Annotated in this window: 18 protein-coding genes and 2 pseudogenes; 15 read left to right on the top strand and 5 right to left on the bottom strand. The window is 59.0% G+C overall.

From position 1 onward, the window contains the following. Window positions 1-49 precede the first annotated feature (49 nt). The 5 genes from ribF to ispH all read left to right on the top strand — a co-directional run bounded on the left by ribF (window position 50) and on the right by ispH (window position 5875). A complete protein-coding gene (gene ribF / locus AB4O41_RS21090; RefSeq protein WP_185047083.1) occupies window positions 50-1000 on the top strand; it encodes a bifunctional riboflavin kinase/FAD synthetase in 951 nt (316 codons plus the stop codon). Next, complete coding sequence (ileS, locus tag AB4O41_RS21095) at window positions 1001-3832, top strand: isoleucine--tRNA ligase (RefSeq protein WP_460144543.1); 2832 nt, start codon at window positions 1001-1003, stop codon at window positions 3830-3832. It begins immediately after the preceding gene. After that, window positions 3825-4337: a signal peptidase II gene (gene lspA, locus AB4O41_RS21100; protein WP_460144545.1), complete on the top strand. Its 513-nt coding sequence runs from the start codon at window positions 3825-3827 to the stop codon at window positions 4335-4337. The genes ileS and lspA overlap by 8 nt, the downstream gene beginning before the upstream one ends. Window positions 4338-4344: 7 nt before the next feature. Further along, a complete protein-coding gene (gene fkpB / locus AB4O41_RS21105) occupies window positions 4345-4782 on the top strand; it encodes an FKBP-type peptidyl-prolyl cis-trans isomerase (RefSeq protein WP_187326444.1) in 438 nt (145 codons plus the stop codon). A gap of 145 nt (window positions 4783-4927) precedes the next feature. Further along, the gene (gene ispH, locus AB4O41_RS21110) at window positions 4928-5875 is read left to right on the top strand and encodes a 4-hydroxy-3-methylbut-2-enyl diphosphate reductase (protein WP_033054296.1); all 948 of its coding nucleotides are present in this window, start codon (window positions 4928-4930) and stop codon (window positions 5873-5875) included. Here ispH and AB4O41_RS21115 read toward each other — a convergent pair. Continuing rightward, the gene (locus AB4O41_RS21115; RefSeq protein WP_460144547.1) at window positions 5844-6401 is read right to left on the bottom strand and encodes a GspH/FimT family pseudopilin; all 558 of its coding nucleotides are present in this window, start codon (window positions 6399-6401) and stop codon (window positions 5844-5846) included. The two genes, ispH and AB4O41_RS21115, sit on opposite strands and share 32 nt — an antisense overlap. A gap of 131 nt (window positions 6402-6532) precedes the next feature. Here AB4O41_RS21115 and AB4O41_RS21120 point away from each other — a divergent pair, with 131 nt between their 5' ends. The 7 genes from AB4O41_RS21120 to thiO are packed head-to-tail and all read left to right on the top strand — an operon-like array spanning window position 6533 to window position 13335. Then, entirely contained in the window at window positions 6533-7006 is a 474-nt protein-coding gene (locus tag AB4O41_RS21120) for a GspH/FimT family pseudopilin (protein ID WP_008008702.1), read from the top strand. Beyond that, the gene (gene pilV, locus AB4O41_RS21125; RefSeq protein ID WP_460144549.1) at window positions 7003-7452 is read left to right on the top strand and encodes a type IV pilus modification protein PilV; all 450 of its coding nucleotides are present in this window, start codon (window positions 7003-7005) and stop codon (window positions 7450-7452) included. The genes AB4O41_RS21120 and pilV overlap by 4 nt, the downstream gene beginning before the upstream one ends. Next, entirely contained in the window at window positions 7449-8162 is a 714-nt protein-coding gene (locus AB4O41_RS21130; RefSeq protein ID WP_460144551.1) for a PilW family protein, read from the top strand. Before pilV ends, AB4O41_RS21130 begins: the two co-directional genes overlap by 4 nt. 11 nt (window positions 8163-8173) lie before the next feature. After that, complete coding sequence (locus AB4O41_RS21135; RefSeq protein WP_460144553.1) at window positions 8174-8653, top strand: pilus assembly PilX family protein; 480 nt, start codon at window positions 8174-8176, stop codon at window positions 8651-8653. Beyond that, window positions 8640-11762, top strand: coding sequence for a pilus assembly protein (locus tag AB4O41_RS21140; RefSeq protein ID WP_460144555.1), 3123 nt, complete (start codon window positions 8640-8642; stop codon window positions 11760-11762). Before AB4O41_RS21135 ends, AB4O41_RS21140 begins: the two co-directional genes overlap by 14 nt. Window positions 11763-11776: 14 nt before the next feature. After that, window positions 11777-12178, top strand: a complete 402-nt coding sequence (locus tag AB4O41_RS21145; RefSeq protein WP_123497120.1) for a type IV pilin protein — start codon at window positions 11777-11779, stop codon at window positions 12176-12178. A 56-nt stretch (window positions 12179-12234) separates the two neighbouring features. After that, window positions 12235-13335, top strand: a complete 1101-nt coding sequence (gene thiO / locus AB4O41_RS21150) for a glycine oxidase ThiO (RefSeq protein ID WP_460144557.1) — start codon at window positions 12235-12237, stop codon at window positions 13333-13335. An 83-nt stretch (window positions 13336-13418) separates the two neighbouring features. Here thiO and AB4O41_RS21155 read toward each other — a convergent pair whose 3' ends face one another. The 4 genes and pseudogenes from AB4O41_RS21155 to AB4O41_RS21170 all read right to left on the bottom strand — a co-directional run bounded on the left by AB4O41_RS21155 (window position 13419) and on the right by AB4O41_RS21170 (window position 17732). Then, window positions 13419-14786, bottom strand: a complete 1368-nt coding sequence (locus AB4O41_RS21155) for a sigma-54-dependent transcriptional regulator (RefSeq protein WP_460144559.1) — start codon at window positions 14784-14786, stop codon at window positions 13419-13421. Next, entirely contained in the window at window positions 14761-16350 is a 1590-nt protein-coding gene (locus AB4O41_RS21160; protein ID WP_460144561.1) for a sensor histidine kinase, read from the bottom strand. The genes AB4O41_RS21155 and AB4O41_RS21160 overlap by 26 nt, the downstream gene beginning before the upstream one ends. After that, the gene (locus AB4O41_RS21165) at window positions 16340-16573 is read right to left on the bottom strand and encodes a PP0621 family protein (protein WP_460144563.1); all 234 of its coding nucleotides are present in this window, start codon (window positions 16571-16573) and stop codon (window positions 16340-16342) included. Before AB4O41_RS21165 ends, AB4O41_RS21160 begins: the two co-directional genes overlap by 11 nt. A 137-nt stretch (window positions 16574-16710) precedes the next feature. Further along, window positions 16711-17732, bottom strand: a pseudogene (locus AB4O41_RS21170) (outer membrane protein assembly factor BamD). A gap of 151 nt (window positions 17733-17883) precedes the next feature. Here AB4O41_RS21170 and rluD point away from each other — a divergent pair. From rluD to clpB, 3 genes and pseudogenes are all read left to right on the top strand, one after another. After that, entirely contained in the window at window positions 17884-18846 is a 963-nt protein-coding gene (gene rluD / locus AB4O41_RS21175; protein ID WP_007901932.1) for a 23S rRNA pseudouridine(1911/1915/1917) synthase RluD, read from the top strand. Then, on the top strand, window positions 18843-19568 hold the full coding sequence (gene pgeF, locus AB4O41_RS21180; RefSeq protein WP_460144565.1) for a peptidoglycan editing factor PgeF: 726 nt from the start codon (window positions 18843-18845) through the stop codon (window positions 19566-19568). The genes rluD and pgeF overlap by 4 nt, the downstream gene beginning before the upstream one ends. A 129-nt stretch (window positions 19569-19697) precedes the next feature. Beyond that, a pseudogene (gene clpB, locus AB4O41_RS21185) lies at window positions 19698-22263 on the top strand (ATP-dependent chaperone ClpB). Window positions 22264-22448: the final 185 nt, after the last annotated feature.

Raw genomic sequence — 22448 nt, forward strand, 5'->3', positions numbered from 1 at the left:
GCCGCCGGGTGTGGTTATAATCGACCACTTTATGAGCAAGAAGCGCGTTATGCAGCTGGTTCGAGGCCTCCACAACCTGCGCCCCCAGCATCGGGGCTGTGTCGCCACTATTGGCAACTTTGACGGTGTTCACCGTGGTCACCAGGCTATCCTGGCCCGGCTGCGTGAGCGTGCGCTCGAGTTGGGCGTGCCCAGCTGCGTGGTGATTTTTGAGCCGCAGCCGCGAGAATTCTTCGCCCCGGATACCGCCCCGGCCCGTCTGGCCCGCCTGCGGGACAAACTGCAGCTGCTGGCCGTGGAAGGTGTCGACCGGGTGCTGTGCCTGGCGTTCAATCAGCGCCTGAGCAAACTCAGCGCCAGTGAATTCGTCGATACTATTCTGGTGGACGGCCTCGGCGTACAGCATCTGGAAGTCGGCGACGATTTCCGTTTCGGTTGCGACCGGCTAGGGGATTTCGATTTCCTGCAACAGGCAGGCGTCCTTCAGGGGTTTACCGTCGAAGCGGCGCAGACCGTCGAACTGGACGGCATTCGTGTCAGCAGCACTCAGGTGCGTAACGCCCTGGCCGCTGCAGATTTTGCCTTGGCCGAGCGGCTGCTCGGGCGTCCGTACCGGATTGCCGGGCGGGTCCTGCACGGCCAGAAGCTGGCGCGTCAACTGGGTACGCCGACCGCCAACATACAACTCAAGCGTCGTCGTGTGCCGCTGTCCGGGGTTTATCTGGTCAACGTCGACATTGACGGTAAAACCTGGCCAGGCGTCGCCAATATCGGCGTTCGGCCAACGGTCCAAGGTGATGGCAAAGCCCACCTCGAAGTACACCTTTTAGATTTTGCCGGCGATCTGTATGACCGGCGTTTGACGGTGGTTTTCCACCACAAGCTGCGTGAAGAGCAGCGTTTCGCCTCTCTGGAGGCGCTTAAGACGGCGATCAATGCGGATGTCGCCGCCGCCCGTGCCCTGTCGCACCTAGCGCCAATCGCTAATGAAGAGCCTTAAATGACCGACTATAAAGCCACGCTAAACCTTCCGGACACCGCCTTCCCAATGAAGGCCGGCCTGCCTCAGCGCGAACCGCAGATTCTGCAGCGCTGGGACAGCATTGGCCTGTACGGTAAGTTGCGCGAGATTGGCAAGGATCGTCCGAAGTTCGTACTTCACGACGGTCCTCCGTACGCCAACGGCACGATTCACATCGGTCATGCGCTGAACAAGATTCTCAAGGACATGATCATCCGCTCGAAAACCTTGTCGGGTTTCGACGCGCCTTATGTTCCGGGCTGGGACTGCCACGGTCTGCCGATCGAGCACAAAGTCGAAGTGACCCACGGCAAGAACTTGGGCGCGGACAAGACTCGCGAACTGTGCCGTGCCTACGCCACCGAACAAATCGAAGGCCAGAAGTCCGAATTCATTCGTCTGGGCGTGTTGGGCGACTTCGCCAACCCGTACAAGACCATGGACTTCAAAAACGAGGCTGGTGAAATCCGCGCCCTGGCGGAAATCGTCAAGGGTGGCTTCGTGTTCAAGGGCCTGAAGCCTGTGAACTGGTGCTTTGATTGCGGTTCGGCCCTGGCTGAAGCGGAAGTCGAGTACGAAAACAAAAAATCCGCGACCATCGACGTGGCGTTCCCGATCGCTGATGAAGCCAAACTGGCTGCCGCGTTCGGTCTGCCGTCGCTGGGCAAACCCGCCTCGATCGTGATCTGGACCACCACCCCGTGGACCATCCCGGCCAACCAGGCGCTGAACGTTCACCCGGAATTCAACTACGCCCTGGTCGACGTCGGCGACAAACTGCTGGTGCTGGCTGAAGAGCTGGTCGAGTCGTGCCTGGCCCGCTACAGCCTGGAAGGTTCGGTCATTGCGACCACCACCGGTAAAGAACTGGAACTGATCAACTTCCGTCACCCGTTCTACGATCGTCTGTCGCCGGTCTACCTGGCTGAATACGTCGAACTGGGCGCGGGCACCGGCGTGGTTCACTCCGCGCCAGCCTACGGCGTAGACGACTTCGTGACCTGCAAAGCCTATGGCATGGTCAACGACGACATCCTCAATCCGGTGCAAAGCAATGGCGTGTACGCGACATCGCTGGAATTCTTTGGCGGCCAGTTCATCTGGAAGGCCAACCCGGCCATCGTCGACAAACTGTCGGAAGTTGGCGCGCTGCTGCACACCACCACCATCGAACACAGCTACATGCACTGCTGGCGTCACAAGACCCCGCTGATCTACCGCGCCACCGCGCAGTGGTTCATCGGCATGGACAAAGAGCCTGCGACCGGCGAAACCCTGCGCAAGCGGGCGATCAAAGCCATCGAAGAGACCAAGTTCGTTCCGGCCTGGGGTCAGGCGCGTCTGCACTCGATGATCGCCAACCGTCCTGACTGGTGCATCTCCCGTCAGCGCAATTGGGGCGTGCCGATCCCGTTCTTCCTGAACAAGGAAAGCGGCGAGCTGCACCCACGCACCGTCGAGCTGATGGAAATCGTCGCCCAGCGCGTCGAAGTCGAAGGCATCGAAGCCTGGTTCAAGATGGACGCCGCCGAGTTGCTCGGTGAAGAAGCGCCTCTGTACGACAAGATCAGTGACACCCTGGACGTCTGGTTCGACTCGGGCACCACGCACTGGCACGTCCTGCGCGGTTCGCACTCGATGGGCCACGAGACCGGGCCACGCGCCGACCTGTATCTGGAAGGTTCGGACCAACACCGCGGCTGGTTCCACTCGTCGTTGCTGACCGGTTGCGCCATCGACAACCACGCTCCGTACCGCGAGCTGCTGACTCACGGTTTCACCGTTGACGAGTCCGGCCGCAAAATGTCCAAGTCCTTGGGCAATGTCATCGCGCCGCAGAAGGTCAACGACACCTTGGGCGCCGATATCATGCGTCTGTGGGTCGCTTCTACCGACTATTCGGGTGAAATGGCGGTTTCCGAGCAGATCCTGCAACGCAGTGCGGACGCCTACCGGCGCATCCGTAACACCGCGCGCTTCCTGCTTTCCAACCTGACCGGTTTCAACCCGGCCACCGACATCCTGCCGGCCGAAGAAATGCTGGCGCTGGACCGTTGGGCCGTGGATCGCACCCTGCTGCTGCAACGCGAGTTGCAAGAGCACTACGGCGAATACCGCTTCTGGAATGTCTACTCCAAGATCCACAACTTCTGCGTGCAGGAGCTGGGCGGTTTCTACCTCGACATCATCAAGGACCGTCAGTACACCACTGGCGCCAACAGCAAGGCCCGTCGTTCGGCGCAAACCGCGCTGTACCACATCAGCGAAGCGCTGGTGCGCTGGATCGCGCCGATTCTGGCGTTCACCGCAGACGAGCTGTGGCAGTACCTGCCGGGCGAGCGTAATGAGTCTGTGATGCTCAACACCTGGTACGAAGGCCTGACCGAATTGCCGGAAGGCTTCGAGCTGGACCGCGCCTACTGGGAGCGGATCATGGCGGTGAAGGTAGCGGTCAACAAGGAAATGGAGATCCAGCGCGCGGCGAAGGCCGTCGGTGGCAACTTGCAAGCCGAAGTGACGCTGTTCGCCGAAGACGCGCTGAGCGCCGATCTGGCTAAGCTAAGCAACGAACTGCGCTTCGTGTTGATTACCTCGACTGCCACCGTTGCGCCGTTCGTGCAGGCGCCGGGCGACGCGGTGGTCACCGAAGTCGGCGGTTTGAAACTACAAGTGGTCAAGTCGAGCCATGCCAAGTGCGCCCGTTGCTGGCACTGCCGTGAAGACGTCGGCGTGAACCCGGAGCATCCGGAAATCTGCGGTCGTTGCGTCGACAACATCAGCGGCGCTGGCGAGGTTCGTCACTATGCCTAACGCCGTTGGCCGTTTCGGACGGCTGAGCTGGCTCTGGTTGAGTTTGCTGGTCCTGGTCATCGACCAGGCCAGCAAGTTCTACTTCGAAGGCTCGCTGAGCATGTACCAGCAAATCGTGGTGATCCCCGATTACTTCAGTTGGACCCTGGCCTACAACACCGGCGCGGCGTTCAGTTTCCTGGCTGACAGCTCGGGCTGGCAGCGTTGGCTGTTCGCCCTGATCGCGGTGGTGGTCAGTACAGTGCTGGTGGTCTGGCTCAAGCGCCTGGGGCGCAACGAAACCTGGCTGGCAGTCGCCTTGGCGCTGGTGCTGGGAGGCGCGTTGGGTAATCTGTATGACCGCATTGCGTTGGGCCATGTGATCGATTTCATTCTGGTGCATTGGCAGAACCGCTGGTATTTCCCGGCGTTCAACTTTGCCGACAGCGCAATTTCTGTCGGTGCCGTGATGCTTGCACTCGATATGTTCAAAAGTAAAAAGACCGGAGAAACCGTTCATGACTGAACAGGTATTGGCTGAACAACGCATCGGCCAGAATACGGAAGTCACTTTGCACTTTGCATTGCGCCTGGAGAACGGTGACACCGTCGACAGCACCTTCGACAAAGCCCCGGCGACCTTCAAGGTTGGCGACGGCAACCTGTTGCCAGGTTTCGAGGCAGCGCTGTTCGGCTTCAAGGCCGGCGACAAACGCACCCTGACCATCGAGCCGGAAAACGCCTTTGGTCAGCCGAACCCGCAAAATGTGCAGATCATCCCGCGCTCGCAGTTCAAGGATATGGAACTGTCGCCTGGCTTGCTGGTGATCTTCAACGATGCGGCCAATACTGAGCTGCCCGGTGTGGTGAAAGAATTCGATGACGCCCAGGTGACCATCGACTTCAACCACCCGCTGGCCGGTAAAACCTTGACCTTTGACGTCGAGATCTTCAACGTCAAAGCGCTGTAACTTGTGGGAGCGAGCCTGCTCGCGATGGTGTCATCACATTCAACATCAATGTTGACTGACGCACCGCTTTCGCGAGCAGGCTCGCTCCCACAATAAGTTTTCTACCGTTTTCGCTATTTCTTGCGCGCAAGACACGAGGCACAGCATGCAAATCAAACTCGCCAACCCCCGTGGCTTCTGCGCCGGTGTGGACCGGGCGATCGAAATCGTCAACCGTGCCCTGGAAGTCTTCGGGCCGCCGATCTATGTGCGCCACGAAGTGGTCCACAACAAATTCGTCGTCGAAGACCTGCGCGCCCGTGGGGCGATCTTCGTCGAAGAGCTGGATCAGGTGCCGGACGACGTGATCGTGATCTTCAGTGCCCATGGCGTTTCCCAGGCCGTGCGTACCGAAGCTGCAGGCCGGGGCCTGAAGGTGTTCGACGCGACCTGCCCGCTGGTGACCAAGGTGCACATCGAAGTCGCGCGTTACAGCCGCGATGGCCGTGAATGCATCCTCATCGGCCACGCCGGTCACCCGGAAGTCGAAGGCACTATGGGCCAATACGATGGCAGCAATGGTGGCGCGATCTATCTGGTCGAGGACGAGAAAGACGTCGCCGCATTGCAGGTGAACAATCCTGAAAAACTGGCCTTCGTCACCCAGACCACCCTGTCCATGGACGATACCAGTCGCGTGATCGACGCCCTGCGTACTCGGTTCCCGGCGATCGGCGGTCCGCGCAAGGACGACATCTGCTATGCAACGCAAAACCGTCAGGACGCCGTCAAGCAGCTGGCAGACGAATGCGACGTGGTGTTGGTGGTCGGCAGCCCGAACAGCTCCAACTCCAATCGCCTGCGTGAACTGGCTGAACGCATGGCCACCCCGGCCTATCTGATCGACGGCGCCGAAGACCTGCAAAAGAGCTGGTTCGACGGTGTCGAGCGTATTGGTATCACTGCCGGTGCCTCCGCTCCGGAAGTATTGGTGCGTGGCGTGATCCAGCAATTGCAGGCCTGGGGCGCCACCGGGGCCGATGAACTGGCCGGCCGCGAGGAGAACATCACGTTCTCCATGCCTAAAGAGCTGCGCGTGCGTTCGTTGCTGTAACACCTTTCGCCTTTCGACACAGCGCCTGCTCAGCCTTTTCGCTGGTCAGGCGCACTCGGCCGCTCGCCGCCAGTACCACCTGGCGCTGGCTGACCGGCTCGCGAGCCGAACAAATATGTAGCGTCCCTGCCTGAAACGCCCTTCCGGGCATCAGCGGTTGACCCAGACTGCTGAAGCGTACGAAACGCCTTACCGGCCAATTACCGACAATCGGCGTCCGAGTATCACTCGCACGCTCCACCAGCAGCGGATTGCTGCTGTCCTTCGGCCCTTTGCCACTGATGTCCAGAATGATTCGCCAGCCTTGGCTCCAATCGCCATTGATGCCATGAATGACTACGCTCTGGTTGCGGGTGATGGCCAGGGTTCTGGCTTGCCGGATCCCGCTGATCAGCGACTCGGCCGCCTGTTGTCGATGGTTCGATTCGGTGAATGCGGCGAACGCCGGGCTGACCAGTTGCAGAACAATCCCGACAATTGTCAGTCCCATGAGCAGTTCGATCAGGCTGAAACCTTGCTGATGCATGTCATTTCCTTCCCTGGAGTGCTGCGGCCCGCACGATCCTTGCGCGAGTAATGGCAAAACAACCGTACATCCGCCGGTCGAATGTTCTAGCGTGTAGAAGCAGGTATAGCCGACGGCAACGGAGGGCACCGATGGATCATCGTACAAAAGGTTTCACGCTGATCGAGCTGCTGATCACGCTCGCCGTGTTTCTGATCCTGATCAGCCTGGCTGTTCCGGCGTTTACCCGCTCGGTGCAAAGCACCAAGGCCGATACCGAGATTGGTGATCTGCAACGCGCGCTCAATTACGCGCGGCTCGAGGCGATCGACCGGGGCATTACCACCCGGGTTCGCCCGACAGCAGGCGGGAGTGTCTGGACCGGCGATCTGACCGTTTATGACGGTACCGGCAACCCGGCCAATGTATTGCGGGTTGTTCCAGCGATGAGCAGTGGCGCCACTCTGACGCTAACCTCAGGAGTGACCGCAATTGATTTCAACAATCTGGGCGGTTTGTCGGCGCCGTCCACGGCCGTCGTGATCAGTTATGTACTGGGGGCACAGAGCAGGACGCTGAATGTGTGTTTGAACGGACGAATTCTATTGGGTGGAAGTTGCGGATGAGGGGTTGGAGCAAGCGTGCACAGGAGGGCATGACGCTGATCGAGGTACTGGTCGCGTTGTTGGTTCTGGCCGTGGGGTTATTGGGCGCGGCGGCGATTCAGCTCAATGCGCTGAAGTACACCGACAGCTCGCGGATGACCAGTCAGGCGAGTTTTATCGCCTACGACATGATGGACCGCATTCGCGCCAACTCCGGTGCCGATTACACCGTCACGCCACCGACCTCGGGCAATTTGAGCGTGGCCCGGGATCAGGACCTTTTCGACTTCACTCGCAACATCGCCAGTTTCGGCGGCACCACGGCGACCGGCAGCATCACCCGCAACCAGCGGGTGTACACCATTACCATTACCTGGGACGACTCGCGGGCTGCCAATACCGCCGACTCGCGCCGCAGTTTCGTCGTTGTCAGCCGCGCCACCGTTGATCCGGCGACGACACCATGATCAGAGCCAATAGAGGTTTCGGCCTGATCGAGTTACTGATCGCCCTGGCGTTGAGTCTGGTCGTGGTTCTTGGCGTGGCGCAGATCTTCATCGCAGCTAAAAATACCTACGTCAGTCAGAACACCGCCGCCGGCATGCAGGAAGATGCACGGTTTGTCCTGAGTAAAATGATTCAGGAAATCCGTATGGTCGGCATGTTCGGTTGCTTGGGCACGATTATCGACGCCAGCTCGGCAGGGAATTTCAATGCCAGTCAGATCACGCCTATCAGTTGGGACAATGCTAACCTCAAATTAGCGCTTGTCACCGCCGATGTCGGCGGCAGTGGCGGGGTGCCAACCTGGACAGTAATTTCCGACTGCCGCAACACCGCGACGGCCTACACCGGCCTACGAACGCCGACGTCTGGGCAGTTGGCATTCCCGATCCGGCGGCTGATCTACAGCTTCAGCAACAACCAGCTGCTGATGGGCTCCGGTGCCGGCACGCCGACGCAGCAGGTGCTGGTGAACAATGTCAGTGCCTTCAATGTGAGCTTCGGCCTTGCCAGTTCGGCCACGGATACGGCCGCCTCCACCTATAGCAGCAACCCATCCGATCCTGCACGAATCCGAAGTGTGCGACTGACGCTGACGCTGACCGACCCGAACAACCGGGTGCGCGAACAAACCTTCAACGTGGTTGCCGCCTTGCGTAACCGGTTGCCATGAGGGGAAGGCCGGTGAGTAATTTCCCCATGACCTCTCACGCCCAGCGCGGCATGGCGCTGTTGGTCAGCCTGGTATTTCTCCTGGTATTGACGTTGATCGGTCTTTCGTCGATGCAGAGCGCTACGTTGCAGGAAAAAATGGCCGGCAGCGTGATTCTGCGCAACCAGTCGTTTCAGGGGGCGGAAGCGGTGTTGCGCGTCGGCGAAAGCGCGGTGCAACTGAATAGCTATTCATTGCCGGTTTGCAGCGGTACCAGCCAATGCGCGCCGCCGGCCGAGGCGTCGGTCATCATTGCCCCCGGGTTCAATTCCACCTCGGGGGTGACCTGGATCGCCTCCGGCAGCGGTTTTTACGGGGTGCAGAACATTGGCACCACCCTGACAGCCGTGAACGTGCCGAGCAACACCTCGACAACGCTGTACCGGGTGACCGCCGTGGGCATCGCGGGCAATTCGCGCAGTGTGGTGGAGAGTATCTATGCGAAGTATTGAGACCCGCACAGGCTGGCGCCGTTGGTTGTTGCAGGTGTTCTGCGGCGCGGCGTTGAGTCTTTATCTGACAGCGCCGGCTTACGCCTTCACGCCCTCGGATTCGCCGCTGTTGAACGCCGCTGCCGTGACGCCCAATGTGATGTTGTTACTCGATGACTCGGCAAACATGAACAGCATTATCTGGGCACCAGGCTTCGACCCCACGGTCGCGCGCACCCCGGTGACGATGTGCCTTTCCAATGGTACGTGCTTGAAAGGGCGGGAACTGGACATGACCGATAGCAATATCGCCTTGTCGAGCTTGAATCATGGAACATGCGAAAAGGACGGATGGTACGGTTTTTATAAAAACAGCATTTCCGGCTGGGAGTCCCTTTGCCTGAAGCTTCCCGATCCGGTGGGAGGCGAAGACACTCTGTATACGGCCAATTACCTGTCCTATCTGATAAGCCTGGCGAACAATTCCGACCGGGATTTCACTGACGGCTCGATTCCCAATGATTACCGCATGAATGTGGCGCGCAATGTTTCCAAAACGTTGGTGAGCAGCAACCGTTCGCTACGCATCGGCTTGGCAACGTTCAACCTGGCTGTTGGCAACCATAAGGATGACGGCGGTTACATCGTCCGCTCGGTCAGTGATTTGTTGGCAGTCAGCGGTACCGTGACCCAGGCTCAGGCTGATACCAACTACAACGATTTGATCGCCGGAATCGACGAACTGAGCGCACAGGCCAATGCGCCGCTGGCTGAAGCCTATTACGAAGTCACTCGTTATTTTCGTGGCATGACGCCTTACAACAACTCGACGGTCAACCTCTACACCAGTCCGATTCAGTATCGCTGCCAGAGAAATTACGGGGTGGTAATCACCGCGGGTCTGCCGACCTACGACCACACCTTTCCGACCGATGATCCGCTGGGTGACAACCGCTTACCGAACTGGGACGGTATCAGCGGTAATGATGGTGCCAACCCCGTCGGCGACAAAGAGGGCGACACCTTTTATCTGGATGACATCGCCAAGTTCGCCTTCGATATTGACATGCGCTCCACGGGTATCGACATCACAGGCAAAAGCTGGAACGCCCTGGATTTTCCCAAGCAGAACCTCAACACCTATACCGTGGGTTTCACCGTGGCAAACCAGATGTTGTCGGATGCCGCCAGCTATGGGCAGGGTAAGTACTATCAGGCGACCGATAGCGCGGGGCTCAACAGCGCATTGTCTTCAGCCTTGAGCGATATCACTTCCAAGGCAGGCTCCGGTGGCAGCGGCGTGACCAGTGGCACGACCCTGACCAGCACCTCGAGCTACTTCCAGACCAGCTATGACCCCAAGGACTGGCGAGGCACCATAAAGTCCTTTGGTTTCACATCGGCGGGAGTAGTCAATACGGCCGCAGTACTGTGGACCACCGATACCACCATCGTGCCCGGTGCCACCGCGCCGACCTACCAGTCCTGGAACACGCAGACCAACGCGGCTGTCACCTTGGCCTACAGCAATTTTTCATCGGTCCAGCAGACATCCCTAAGCCAAGGGCTGCCCACCGGCATTACCGGCAGCGATCTGGTGGAGTGGAGCAAGGGCACCAACAAAACCGGGCTGAAAACGCGCAGTGTGTTGCTCGGCGATATCATCAATTCGCCGCTCGTGCTGGCCGCGCCCACGGACCAAACCGCGTCCGATCTGGTGGGCGACACCAGTTACAGCACTTATCTCACCACCAAAGCCGCCAATATGAACTCCAGCCTGGTGGTGAACGCAAACGACGGTTTTGTAAACATCGTCAATTCCACCAACGGTGCCAGACGCTACGCCTATATGCCTGCCAGTGTGCTGCCATCATTGCGCTACATTGCTGACCCCACTTACATCAATGGTGTGAGCCACAAATATCTGGTCGACGGCCAAGTCGGTGTGTTCGATACCCAACTCAACGGCGCCTGGAAAACCCTGGCGATTGGCGGAACAGGGGCGGGCGGAAAAACCTTCTATGCGCTGCAATTGTTCGACGCCTCGGCCGGTAACGTGACTAAAGCACTGTGGGAAATCAGTGCGCCGGCCACGGCCAGTACTGCGAACGATTTCAATGATCTGGGTTATGCCTATGCGCGTCCCGAAGTGGCACGCTTGGCCGATGGTCGCTGGGCGGCGTTTATCTCCAATGGTTATGGCAGCAACTCCGGGGTGGCAGCGCTGTATGTGGTGGATATTAGCGACGGCACGTTGATCAAGAAAATCGTGGTCGACAGTACAGAAACCACCAACGGCCTGTCATCGGTGAAGCTCAGGGTCAACTCGCAGAATGTAGTGCAGGCCGCCTACGGTGGCGACCTGAAAGGGCGGTTGTGGAAGTTCGATTTGAGTGGCGCCACCCCTTCCACTTGGGGTGTAGCGTTTTCCGGCAAGCCGTTGTTCACTACGGAGGGAGGCACGACCCAGCCGATCACCGTTCAACCATTGCTCGCCGATCATGCATTGGGCGGCAAAGAAGTATTTTTCGGTACCGGCAAACTCAATGAGGCCGCTGACAAGACCAACAAGGATCTGCAGGCGTTCTACGCGGTATGGGATGCAGAGGGGGGAGCGGGGCAAATCACCACTTCCAGCTTGCAGGCGCAGGTGGTGACCGGCGTGTTTTCCGGCAGCACCGGGCAATTCATCACCACCAGCCAGAATGAAGTGACCTACCCGGCAAAGAAAGGCTGGTACTTGCCCTTGGTGTACAACAACGTGCTGACGGGGGAGCGGGTACTCAATCAGGCCAGTCTGGTGTCGGGGCGAATCGTCTTTACCACGGCCAGTATGGATACCATAGATCCCTGTACCAGCTTCGGCACTGGCAAACTGGTCGAGCTCGATGCGTTCAGCGGTAAGATGCTCAATTACGCGGTGCTCGATACCAATGGCGACGGGACGGTCGACAGCACTGACACGATTTCCAGCGGGGTGATCTTCACGGGCGGTATTCCGACCTTGAACGCGGTCGTCAATGACGCAACCCGCAAAGTGGTGAATGATTCCGGTGGTGGCGTGACCACTCTGGTAGAAAAGTCCGGTGGCGGCAGCGGCCGTCGCATCATGTGGCGACAAATACAGTAAGTGAGATTTGAGGTATGCGCAGATCCAACCGAGGTTTTACCCTGATCGAAATCATGATCGTGATTGCGATCATCGGGATTGTCATCACCATTGGCTATCCGAGCCTCACCGAGTATGTAAAAAAGGGCCGCCGTACTGAAGTGGCCGGTTTGCTTTCCGAGCAGGCGCAGATACTTGAGCGCTTCTATTCGAAGAATAATGTCTACACCAATGCCACCGGCCTGAGTGCCGGCAATGATTTCTATACCATCACCCCGACCCTGACCGATCAGACCTTCCTGCTGACGGCCACACGCAAGGCCGGTTCGACCATGGCGAGCGATAAGTGTGGTGATTTCACCCTCACCAATACCGGAGTCAGAAGCATGGTCAATGCAACGTCCGGCCTGACCACCAGGGATTGCTGGGGTCGCTGAGTTTCTTTATTCGGGCGCCTTTGCGCCTTCTGCCTATTGAGCGGTTGGATCAGAACATGAGCAAGCAACAGCAAGTGGTGATTGTCGGTGGTGGGGTGATTGGCCTGCTGACGGCGTTCAATCTCGCGTCCGAAGTACAGAGCGTCGTACTGCTGGACCGCTCGAATGTCGGTCAGGAGTCGTCCTGGGCCGGTGGCGGGATCGTTTCGCCCCTCTACCCGTGGCGTTACAGCCCGGCGGTCACTGCGTTGGCTCATTGGTCCCAGGATTTTTATCCACAGCTGGCGGAACGTTTGTTTGCCACCACTGGTGTCGATCCTGAAGTGCACACCACCGGCTTGTACTGGCTGGACCTGGATGACGAAGCCGAAGCGCTCGCCTGGGCCAAACGGGAAAATCGTCCGCTGCGGGCTGTGGATATCTCTGCGGCACACGATGCGGTGCCGATATTGGGCGCCGGTTTTTCGCGGGCGATCTACATGGCCGATGTGGCCAATGTGCGCAATCCACGGTTGGTGAAATCCCTCAAGGCCGCCTTGCTGGCGCTGCCGAATGTGACGATTCATGAGCAGTGCGAGGTCAGCGGGTTTATCCGTGAAGGCGCTGCGGTGGTCGGGGTTCAGACTTCGATGGGGGCCATTGCGGGGGATCAAGTGGTTTTGACGGCAGGGGCCTGGAGCGGTGACTTGCTGAAAAGCCTGGGCCTGGAGTTGCCGGTCGAGCCGGTTAAAGGTCAGATGATTCTCTACAAGTGCGCGGCGGACTTCCTTCCAAGCATGGTCCTGGCCAAGGGGCGTTATGCCATTCCTCGGCGTGACGGACACATTCTGATCGGCAGTACGCTGGAGCATGAAGGCTTCGACAAGACGCCGACCGACACTGCGCTGGAAAGCCTGAAGGCCTCGGCGGTGGAGTTGATTCCGGCGCTGGCGGATGCCGAGGTGGTGGGGCATTGGGCCGGATTGCGACCGGGGTCGCCGGAAGGGATTCCCTATATTGGCCGGGTGCCGGGTTTTGACGGGCTCTGGCTCAACTGCGGGCACTACCGCAATGGGTTGGTGTTGGCGCCTGCGTCGTGTCAGTTGTTTGCGGATGTGATGCTGGGGCGGGCGCCGATTATCGATCCTGCGCCGTATGCGCCGGCCGGGCGAATCTAAGATCAAGAGATCGCAGCCTTCGGCAGCTCCTATAGGGGTTCACAATTCCAAGGAGCTGCCGAAGGCTGCGATCTTTTAACGGTTCAATCCAGCCCCAATTTCTTGAGCCTGTAACGCATCGACCGAAATGACAGATTCAACCGCTGAGCCGCCGCCGTGCGGTTCCAGCGGGTTTCTTCCAGGGCCTGGAGGATGAGTTTGCGTTCGACGTTTTCCAGATAGGCTTCCAGATTGTCGATTTGCGTCAGGTCCGGCACACCGCCGTCCGGGTTGCAGTTGCCTTCGGCCAGCCGCAGATCGCTGGTTTCGATTTGTTTGTTCTCGCACAAGGTGTGCGCCCGTTCGAGCATGTTCTCCAATTCCCGCACGTTCCCTGGAAAACGATAACTTTTCAGTGCGTCGAGGGCTTGTGGGTGGAGTTTTGCGACGGGTTGGCCAGTGCCGGTCGCCAGTCGCTTGAGCATATTGTTGGCCAGAAGCTCAATGTCGTCGCGGCGTTCGCGCAAGGGTGGCACCCGCAACTCGATCACATTGAGGCGGTAGTACAAATCCTGGCGAAAGCGTTCGGCGGCGACTTCGGCATTGAGGTCCTTGTGCGTGGCGCAGAGGATGCGTACATCAACCACTGTTTCCTGCTGCCCACCGATGCTGCGAACAGCTTTCTCCTGAATCGCCCGTAGCAGTTTGACCTGCATCGCCAGCGGCAGGTCTGCGACTTCATCAAGGAACAAAGTGCCGCCTTGAGCTGCCTGGAACAGCCCGGGTTTGTCTTCTATCGCGCCGCTGAAACTGCCTTTGCGATGGCCGAAGAATTCGCTTTCCATCAATTCCGACGGAATAGCCCCACAGTTCACGGGCACGAACGGTCGGCTGGCGCGTGGACCTTGGTCGTGGATCAGTCGGGCGACCAGCTCCTTGCCGCTGCCGGACTCGCCGCTGATGTACACCGGAGCCTGGCTGCGGGCCAGTTTGTCGATTTGTTTGCGCAGGCTGCGCATCGGCAGTGAGTCGCCCAGTAGCCGACGGTCGATGGCGCTGTTGGCGCCGCCTGGCGCCGGCAAACTCAGCGCGCTGGTGACCAATTCGCGCAAGCGGGTCAGGTCGACCGGTTTGGTCAGAAAGTCGAAGGCGCCAGCCTTGAGCGCGTTGATTGCCGTCTCCAGGCTGCCGTAGGCAGTGATCATCGCTACCGGCACTTGCGCATAGCACTGCTGGATGTGCTGAACCAGGGCAAGACCGGTGCCGTCGGGCAGGCGCATGTCGGTCAGGCACAGGTCGAACGTCTCCCGTGCCAGCAGTGCTTGCGCTTCTGCGAGGTTGCGGGCGCTGAAGGTGTCGAGTTTCATCCGTCCCAGGGTAATTTCCAGGAGTTCGCGGATATCCGGCTCGTCGTCGACGATCAGGATTTTTGCCGTGGGCTCATGTTCAACTTTGTTTCCGTCCGTGAGCAAAAGTGATGCGAAAGCAGCCGCCGCCTTGGCGTGGTTTGAAGTCTAGGCGGGCCTGATTGCTTTCGCACAGCTCACGGGACAGATAAAGCCCCAGGCCAGTACCCTGGCTGCTGGTGGTAAAGAACGGTTCGAACAAGTGCGAGCGCTGGTCCGGCGCTACGCCGGGGCCATCGTCCAGGACTTCAAGGGTCGGCAACTGGCTGTCCGGGTCAATAAACAACTCAAGCCAGGCCTGCGCCCGATCATGGTTCAGGGCGCTATGGCGCCAGGCATTGCGTATCAGATTGTCGAGAATCTGGGTCAGTTGATTCGGATCCATCAGGGTTTTGAAGTCTCCGGAACTGATCTGCAGGTGAATTTGCTGGCGTTCGGTCGCCCCTTCGCGGGTTTCAGCGGCGAAGTGCTCCAGCCACGGCCGCAGATCCAGCCGTTGCGGCACGGTTTGCTGGCGACGGGACAGTTGCAGGACGTTCTCGATTACCCGATTCATTCGCTGAGAGTGATCTTGAATAATCTGCGTCAGACGCCGATCCGCGCCGTTCAGTTCCTCGGATTCCTGCAGTAACTGCGCGGCATGACTAATGGCGCCCAGTGGATTGCGGATTTCATGGGCAATACCGGCAGTCAGGCGGCCCAAGGCTGCGAGTTTAAGTTGCTGTGCCTGTTGGGCGATTTGGGCGAGGTCTTCGAGAAAAACCAGCGTCTGGTGGTGCGGGCTTTGGTCCAGGGCAATGAAACTCGGTTGCAGCTCAAGGCCATTGCCGGCGATTTTCAGGCTTTGCGGGCGCAAAGTCGGATTGTTGAACCATAGTTGGAGCCGCTCGACCAACGGCATCGAATGATCGTCGATCAACTGGCCGTCCAGGTTTTCCTGCCCCAGCAAGGTCAAGGCACTGTGATTGGCCAGTTGCACGCGCCGTTGGTCGTCGAGCACCAGAATGCCCGTGCGCATGCGTTGCAGGATCAGTGCGTTGAGAGCTTCGAGGCCGAGCACTTCGCTGGCCCGCTGCTCGGCCAGGGTTTCGCTGACTTCCAGTCTTCGGATCAAGCCTTGCACCAGCAATGCAGCGGCAAAACACAGGGCGCCGAGAGTGCCGATTTGCAGGTAATCGTTGGGACTGGTGGGATGGCTGAAGCTCAGAAGGAAGCTCAGACCCACGATGCCGAGGGCGCCAACTGCCGCAATAAGCAGGCCGATACGCCCGCGCAGCAGGGTGTTGCTGATGACTACCGACACGATCAACAGGTTGCCGATGGCGCTGGGCATGCCGCCAGCGGCATAGAACAGGCCGCATAGCAGCAGGACATCGACCAGCGCCAGGCTGAACAACTGCGCCGGGCGCCGGGTGTTCGCCAGAAAAACCACCAGCAGGATATTCAGCACCAGGTACAACCAGCTGCCATTGCGCAGCAAATCGTCATTGGCGAACTTCAGCAACTGGTTGTCCATGTTGCTGGAGATCAACAGCACCAAGGTGATGCCGATGCTTAAACGGTAGAGGTGATAGAGGCGCAGCAATCGCTGGGCCTGTTTGTGGCCGGGACTGGGCGTCTCAGCGATCACTGGAGCCCGGGCCTTGCTCAAGGTGAGCCTGGCTGCAATACCACTGTTGTTCGAGTTTCAGCGCGCGGTCGCGGGGCAGGTGTACGCCACAATGAGCACAGCGAACCATGGGCGGAGCATCTTGCTCTCGTGGCGTGTTGGCACCCGCAATCGGGCCCTTGAACTTGCGCCAGAACCATACGGCAGCGGCAATCAGGGCGATCCAGAACAATAGACGAAGCATGGTGAACTGCTTTTTGAATAATGAATGGGCAGTTTAGCCAAGGACAGGTCAGGCGCACAGCGCAATACGCTAACCCCCTGAAATCCGGTAATAAAAAAGGCGCCTCGAAAGGCGCCTTCTCGGCACAATCCCCCGCGTCAGTCGAACACGCCAAAGGTCATGTGGCTGAACCACGAGCGGTCGGCGTTGTTGGCTTCGGAATCGTGTTCCTCTTCTTCGATCACATCGCCATTTTCATCTTTAGGCTTGAGTTCGCTCGGAATCGCGTCCTTGGCATCCTGGAACTGCTTTTGCACGTCCTGGTTGGCGCGGGTTTCACCCGGCGGCAGCGGCGGGCGGGATTCGATCAGGCCCAGGGTGGCCTTGCTCAGCCACGAACGGTTGTCGGCTTCGGCCACCGATGGCATGAACTGACCGTCCACCAGGCTTGGGTGGTTCGGGTAGTTGAGCTTCAGGGTTTCGAGACTGGTCGCGGCCAGTTCGTCCAGGTGCAGACGCTGGTAGGCTTCGGTCATCACCGCCAGGCCGTCACCGACCGATGGGGTTTCCTGGAAGTTTTCTACCACATAACGACCACGGTTCGCGGCGGCGACATAGGCCTGACGGGTCAGGTAATAGTCGGCAACGTGAATCTCGTAGGCCGCCAGCAGATTGCGCAGATAGATCATGCGCTGCTTGGCGTCCGGCGAGTAGCGGCTGTTCGGGAAGCGACTGGTCAGCTGGGCGAACTCGTTGTAGGAATCGCGAGCGGCGCCCGGGTCACGCTTGGTCATGTCCAGCGGCAGGAAACGCGACAACAGGCCGACGTCCTGGTCGAAGAAGTCAGACCCTTGAGGTAATACGCGTAATCCACGTTCGGGTGTTGCGGGTGCAGGCGAATGAAACGCTCGGCGGCGGACTTGGCAGCCTCAGGCTCGGTGTTCTTGTAGTTGGCGTAGATGAGCTCGAGTTGAGCCTGATCGGCGTAGCGACCGAACGGATAACGCGACTCCAGGGCCTTCAGCTTGGCTGTGGCACTGGTGTAGCTATTATTGTCCAGATCGTGCTGAGCCTGCTGGTACAGCTCGACTTCGCTCAGGTTTTCGTCTACGACTTCCTTCGATGAGCAAGCAGCGGTCAATGCGAGGATGGCGATCAGCAGCAGGTGTTTCACTTGCATGGCGGCTTGCGTCCCTATGACGGCCGCTGTCTTGGGCGGGGCCGTCCTGTTATGATGAGCGCCCCGATGAAAAGCCTCGGGGCAAAAGACGCCGTATTTAACCACAAGCGCGCAGCCGAAACCAAAGGCTGTGCCGACGCCTAGTCTGAGCATGTCCGATAAAATTGAACTTCGCGCAGAGGTGCCGTCCGAATTGGGCGGCCAACGCCTCGATCAAGTCGCCGCACAATTATTCGCTGAGCACTCGCGCTCGCGCCTTTCCGCCTGGATCAAAGACGGCCGCCTGACTGTGGATGGGGCGGTTATCCGCCCGCGAGACATCGTTCACGGTGGCGCCATTCTTGAGCTGACTGCCGAGCAGGAAGCTCAGGGCGAATGGATCGCTCAAGACATCGAGCTGGACATCGTCTATGAGGACGACGACATCCTGGTGATCAACAAGCCTGCGGGCCTGGTGGTGCATCCTGCCGCCGGTCACGCTGATGGCACCTTGCTCAACGCCTTGCTGCACCACGTGCCGGACATCATCAATGTGCCCCGCGCCGGTATCGTGCATCGCCTGGACAAGGACACCACCGGTCTGATGGTGGTGGCCAAGACCATTCAGGCGCAGACACAGCTTGTCACGCAATTGCAGAGCCGCAGCGTAAGCCGGATCTACGAGTGCATCGTGATCGGTGTGGTGACGGCTGGGGGCAAGATCAATGCGCCAATCGGTCGCCATGGCCAGCAACGTCAGCGCATGGCTGTGATGGAAGGTGGCAAGCAAGCCGTCAGCCATTACCGTGTGCTTGAGCGTTTCCGCTCCCACACTCACGTGCGGGTGAAGCTGGAAACCGGTCGTACGCACCAGATTCGCGTGCACATGGCGCACATCAACTACCCGTTGGTCGGAGACCCTGCCTATGGCGGTCGCTTCCGTATTCCGCCGGCCGCCAGTGTGACCATGGTCGAATCCCTGAAGAATTTTCCGCGTCAGGCGCTGCATGCGCGTTTCCTGGAGCTGGATCATCCGACCACTGGTAAACGCATGAGCTGGGAATCGCCACTGCCGGACGACTTCGTCTGGTTGCTGTCGCTGCTCAAGCAAGACCGCGAGGCGTTCATCGGATGAGTGACTGGCTGATTCCCGACTGGCCTGCGCCTGCCGGGGTGAAAGCCTGCGTTACCACTCGTGCGGGCGGCGTCAGTCTGGCGCCGTTCGACAGCCTCAATCTTGGCGATCATGTCGACGACAGCCCCGAAGCTGTCGCCGAAAACCGCCGTCGCCTCACCGATCATTTCTCTATTCAACCGGCCTGGTTAAAGCAGGTTCACGGCATTGTCGTGGCCCAAGCGGATCCAAGCCTGGTAGCCACTGCCGACGCCAGTTGGTCGTCAACACCCGGTATCGCCTGCACGGCAATGACCGCTGATTGCCTACCAGTGCTATTTTGCGACCGCGCCGGCACCCGCGTCGCTGCCGCCCATGCCGGTTGGCGCGGGTTGGCGGCGGGTGTGCTGGAAGCGACCCTCGACAGTCTGGCTGTACCGCCCGAAGACGTGCTGGTCTGGCTCGGCCCGGCCATTGGCCCTCAAGCCTTTGAAGTCGGCCCGGAAGTGCGCGAAACCTTCGTCGAGCAATTGCCTGAAGCCGCCAAAGCCTTTGTGCCGAGCCAGAATGCTGGCAAGTTCATGGCCGACATCTATGAGCTGGCGCGTTTACGTCTGGCCGCTCGCGGGGTTACCGCTGTTTATGGCGGCGGTTTCTGCACCGTGACTGATCCACGCTTCTTTTCCTACCGCCGCAGTCCACGCACCGGCCGGTTTGCCTCTTTAGTCTGGATCGAACACTAGACTTCTCTGATCTACATCAACTGTACGACGCTTGAATCTTCCAGAATCGACCACATCTAGTGAGGTATCTGGCAGGTTTCTTCATTTAGGATGTTTATAGGTCCGGCCTGCTCAAAAGGAAGGTGACCCATGCGTATAGACCGTTTAACCAGCAAGTTGCAGTTAGCCTTGTCCGACGCCCAATCCCTGGCCGTCGGCCTCGACCATCCGGCCATTGAACCGGCGCATTTGATGCAGGCCATGCTTGAACAGCAGGGTGGTTCGATCAAACCCCTCCTGATGCAGGTGGGTTTCGATGTCAACAGCTTGCGTAAAGAGCTGACCAAAGCACTCGATCAGCTGCCGAAAATCCAGAATCCGACCGGCGATGTGAACATGTCGCAGGATCTGGCGCGCCTGCTCAACCAGGCTGACCGCCTGGCCCAGCAGAAGGGCGACCAGTTCATCTCCAGCGAACTGGTGCTGCTCGCCGCCATGGACGAGAGCAGCAAGCTGGGCAAATTGTTGCTGGGCCAGGGTGTGAGCAAGAAAGCCCTGGAAAACGCGATCAATAACCTGCGTGGCGGTGAGGCAGTCAATGATGCCAACCACGAAGAATCGCGTCAGGCGCTCGATAAATACACCATCGACCTGACCAAGCGCGCCGAAGAAGGCAAACTCGATCCGGTGATCGGTCGTGACGACGAAATCCGTCGCACCATTCAGGTCCTGCAACGCCGCACCAAGAACAACCCGGTGCTGATCGGTGAGCCAGGCGTGGGTAAAACGGCCATCGCCGAAGGCCTGGCCCAGCGCATCATCAACGGCGAAGTACCGGATGGCCTGAGAGGCAAACGTCTGTTGTCGCTGGACATGGGGGCGCTGATTGCCGGTGCCAAATACCGCGGCGAGTTCGAGGAACGCCTCAAATCCCTGCTCAACGAACTGTCGAAGCAGGAAGGGCAGATCATTCTGTTCATCGACGAACTGCACACCATGGTCGGTGCCGGTAAAGGCGAAGGCTCGATGGATGCGGGCAACATGCTCAAGCCTGCGTTGGCTCGTGGTGAACTGCACTGCGTTGGCGCGACCACGCTTAACGAGTATCGCCAATATATAGAGAAGGACGCGGCCCTCGAACGGCGCTTCCAGAAAGTCCTGGTGGACGAGCCGAGCGAAGAAGACACCATCGCCATCCTGCGTGGCCTGAAAGAGCGTTATGAGGTTCACCACAAGGTGGCGATCACCGACGGCGCGATCATCGCCGCGGCCAAGCTCAGTCATCGCTACATCACCGACCGTCAGCTGCCGGACAAAGCCATCGACCTGATCGACGAAGCCGCCAGCCGCATCCGTATGGAGATCGACTCCAAGCCGGAAGTGCTGGACCGTCTTGAACGTCGTTTGATTCAGCTGAAGGTGGAATCCCAGGCGCTGAAGAAAGAAAGCGACGACGCGGCAAAGAAACGTCTGGAAAAACTGCAAGGAAGAAATCGTTCGTCACGAGCGTGAATACTCGGACCTCGAAGAAATCTGGAACTCGGAAAAAGCCGAAGTCCAGGGTTCGGCACAGATCCAGCAGAAGATCGAACAGTCCCGTCAGGAACTGGAAGCTGCGCGCCGTAAAGGCGACTTGAATCGCATGGCTGAGTTGCAATACGGGGTGATCCCGGACCTGGAGCGCAGCCTGCAGATGGTCGACCAGCACGGCAAAAGCGAAAACCAGTTGCTGCGCAGCAAAGTGACTGAAGAAGAGATCGCCGAAGTCGTGTCGAAGTGGACCGGCATCCCTGTGTCGAAAATGCTCGAGGGCGAGCGCGAAAAACTGATGAAGATGGAAAGCCTGTTGCACCAACGTGTGATCGGTCAGGACGAAGCGGTTATCGCGGTCTCCAACGCGGTGCGGCGTTCCCGCGCCGGGTTGTCCGACCCGAATCGCCCGAGCGGCTCGTTCATGTTCCTCGGCCCGACCGGTGTCGGCAAAACCGAGCTGTGCAAGGCGCTGGCCGAGTTCCTGTTCGATACCGAAGAGGCGATGGTGCGGATCGACATGTCCGAGTTCATGGAGAAACATTCCGTGGCTCGACTGATCGGCGCGCCACCGGGCTATGTGGGGTATGAAGAGGGCGGTTACCTGACCGAGGCGGTGCGTCGCAAGCCTTATTCGGTGATCCTTCTGGACGAGGTCGAGAAGGCCCACCCGGACGTGTTCAACATCTTGCTGCAAGTGCTCGAAGATGGCCGTTTGACCGACAGCCATGGCCGCACGGTGGATTTCAAAAATACCGTGATCGTCATGACCTCCAACCTCGGCTCGGTGCAGATTCAGGAACTGGTGGGTGATCGCGAAGCGCAGCGCGCGGCGGTGATGGATGCGATTTCCACGCACTTCCGGCCGGAGTTCATCAACCGGGTCGACGAAGTGGTGATTTTCGAGCCGCTGGCTCGGGATCAGATCGCCGGCATTACCGAGATCCAGTTGGGTCGCCTGCGTAGTCGCCTGACCGAGCGCGAGCTGAAGCTTGAGCTGAGTCCGGAAGCGATGGATAAGCTGATCGCTGTCGGTTACGACCCGGTGTACGGCGCACGACCGCTCAAACGGGCGATCCAGCGCTGGATCGAGAACCCGTTGGCACAGCTGATTCTGTCAGGTCGTTTCATGCCCGGCGATACCGCCAAGGGTGTTGTGGAAAACGACGAAATCGTTTTCGTCTGACGCTCGACGACAGTGCAATTAAAGAAGGCCTCGCATTGCGAGGCCTTTTTTTCGCCAGGCTGTTGAACTCAAAGGAAAAGGCTTGTAAAGTGCGCCCCGCAGTAAGTCGCCTTGAAGGGTTTCTGCTCCCCAAGCAGGAATCTAAAATAAGTTGCAAATCATTAACTTGAAAGCAATTTAGGGGG

The organism is Pseudomonas sp. S2_A02 (assembly GCF_054668495.1).

Excerpts from the sequence above, each read along its gene's own strand:
- ileS (WP_460144543.1), top strand. The coding sequence starts at position 1,001 with ATGACCGACTATAAAGCCACGCTAAACCTTCCGGACACCGCCTTCCCA.
- thiO (WP_460144557.1), top strand. The coding sequence starts at position 12,235 with ATGAGCAAGCAACAGCAAGTGGTGATTGTCGGTGGTGGGGTGATTGGC.
- AB4O41_RS21145 (WP_123497120.1), top strand. The coding sequence starts at position 11,777 with ATGCGCAGATCCAACCGAGGTTTTACCCTGATCGAAATCATGATCGTG.
- ispH (WP_033054296.1), top strand. The coding sequence starts at position 4,928 with ATGCAAATCAAACTCGCCAACCCCCGTGGCTTCTGCGCCGGTGTGGAC.
- AB4O41_RS21120 (WP_008008702.1), top strand. The coding sequence starts at position 6,533 with ATGGATCATCGTACAAAAGGTTTCACGCTGATCGAGCTGCTGATCACG.
- AB4O41_RS21140 (WP_460144555.1), top strand. The coding sequence starts at position 8,640 with ATGCGAAGTATTGAGACCCGCACAGGCTGGCGCCGTTGGTTGTTGCAG.
- AB4O41_RS21165 (WP_460144563.1), bottom strand. The coding sequence starts at position 16,573 with ATGCTTCGTCTATTGTTCTGGATCGCCCTGATTGCCGCTGCCGTATGG.
- lspA (WP_460144545.1), top strand. The coding sequence starts at position 3,825 with ATGCCTAACGCCGTTGGCCGTTTCGGACGGCTGAGCTGGCTCTGGTTG.
- AB4O41_RS21115 (WP_460144547.1), bottom strand. The coding sequence starts at position 6,401 with ATGCATCAGCAAGGTTTCAGCCTGATCGAACTGCTCATGGGACTGACA.
- rluD (WP_007901932.1), top strand. The coding sequence starts at position 17,884 with ATGTCCGATAAAATTGAACTTCGCGCAGAGGTGCCGTCCGAATTGGGC.
- pgeF (WP_460144565.1), top strand. The coding sequence starts at position 18,843 with ATGAGTGACTGGCTGATTCCCGACTGGCCTGCGCCTGCCGGGGTGAAA.
- AB4O41_RS21130 (WP_460144551.1), top strand. The coding sequence starts at position 7,449 with ATGATCAGAGCCAATAGAGGTTTCGGCCTGATCGAGTTACTGATCGCC.
- pilV (WP_460144549.1), top strand. The coding sequence starts at position 7,003 with ATGAGGGGTTGGAGCAAGCGTGCACAGGAGGGCATGACGCTGATCGAG.
- ribF (WP_185047083.1), top strand. The coding sequence starts at position 50 with ATGCAGCTGGTTCGAGGCCTCCACAACCTGCGCCCCCAGCATCGGGGC.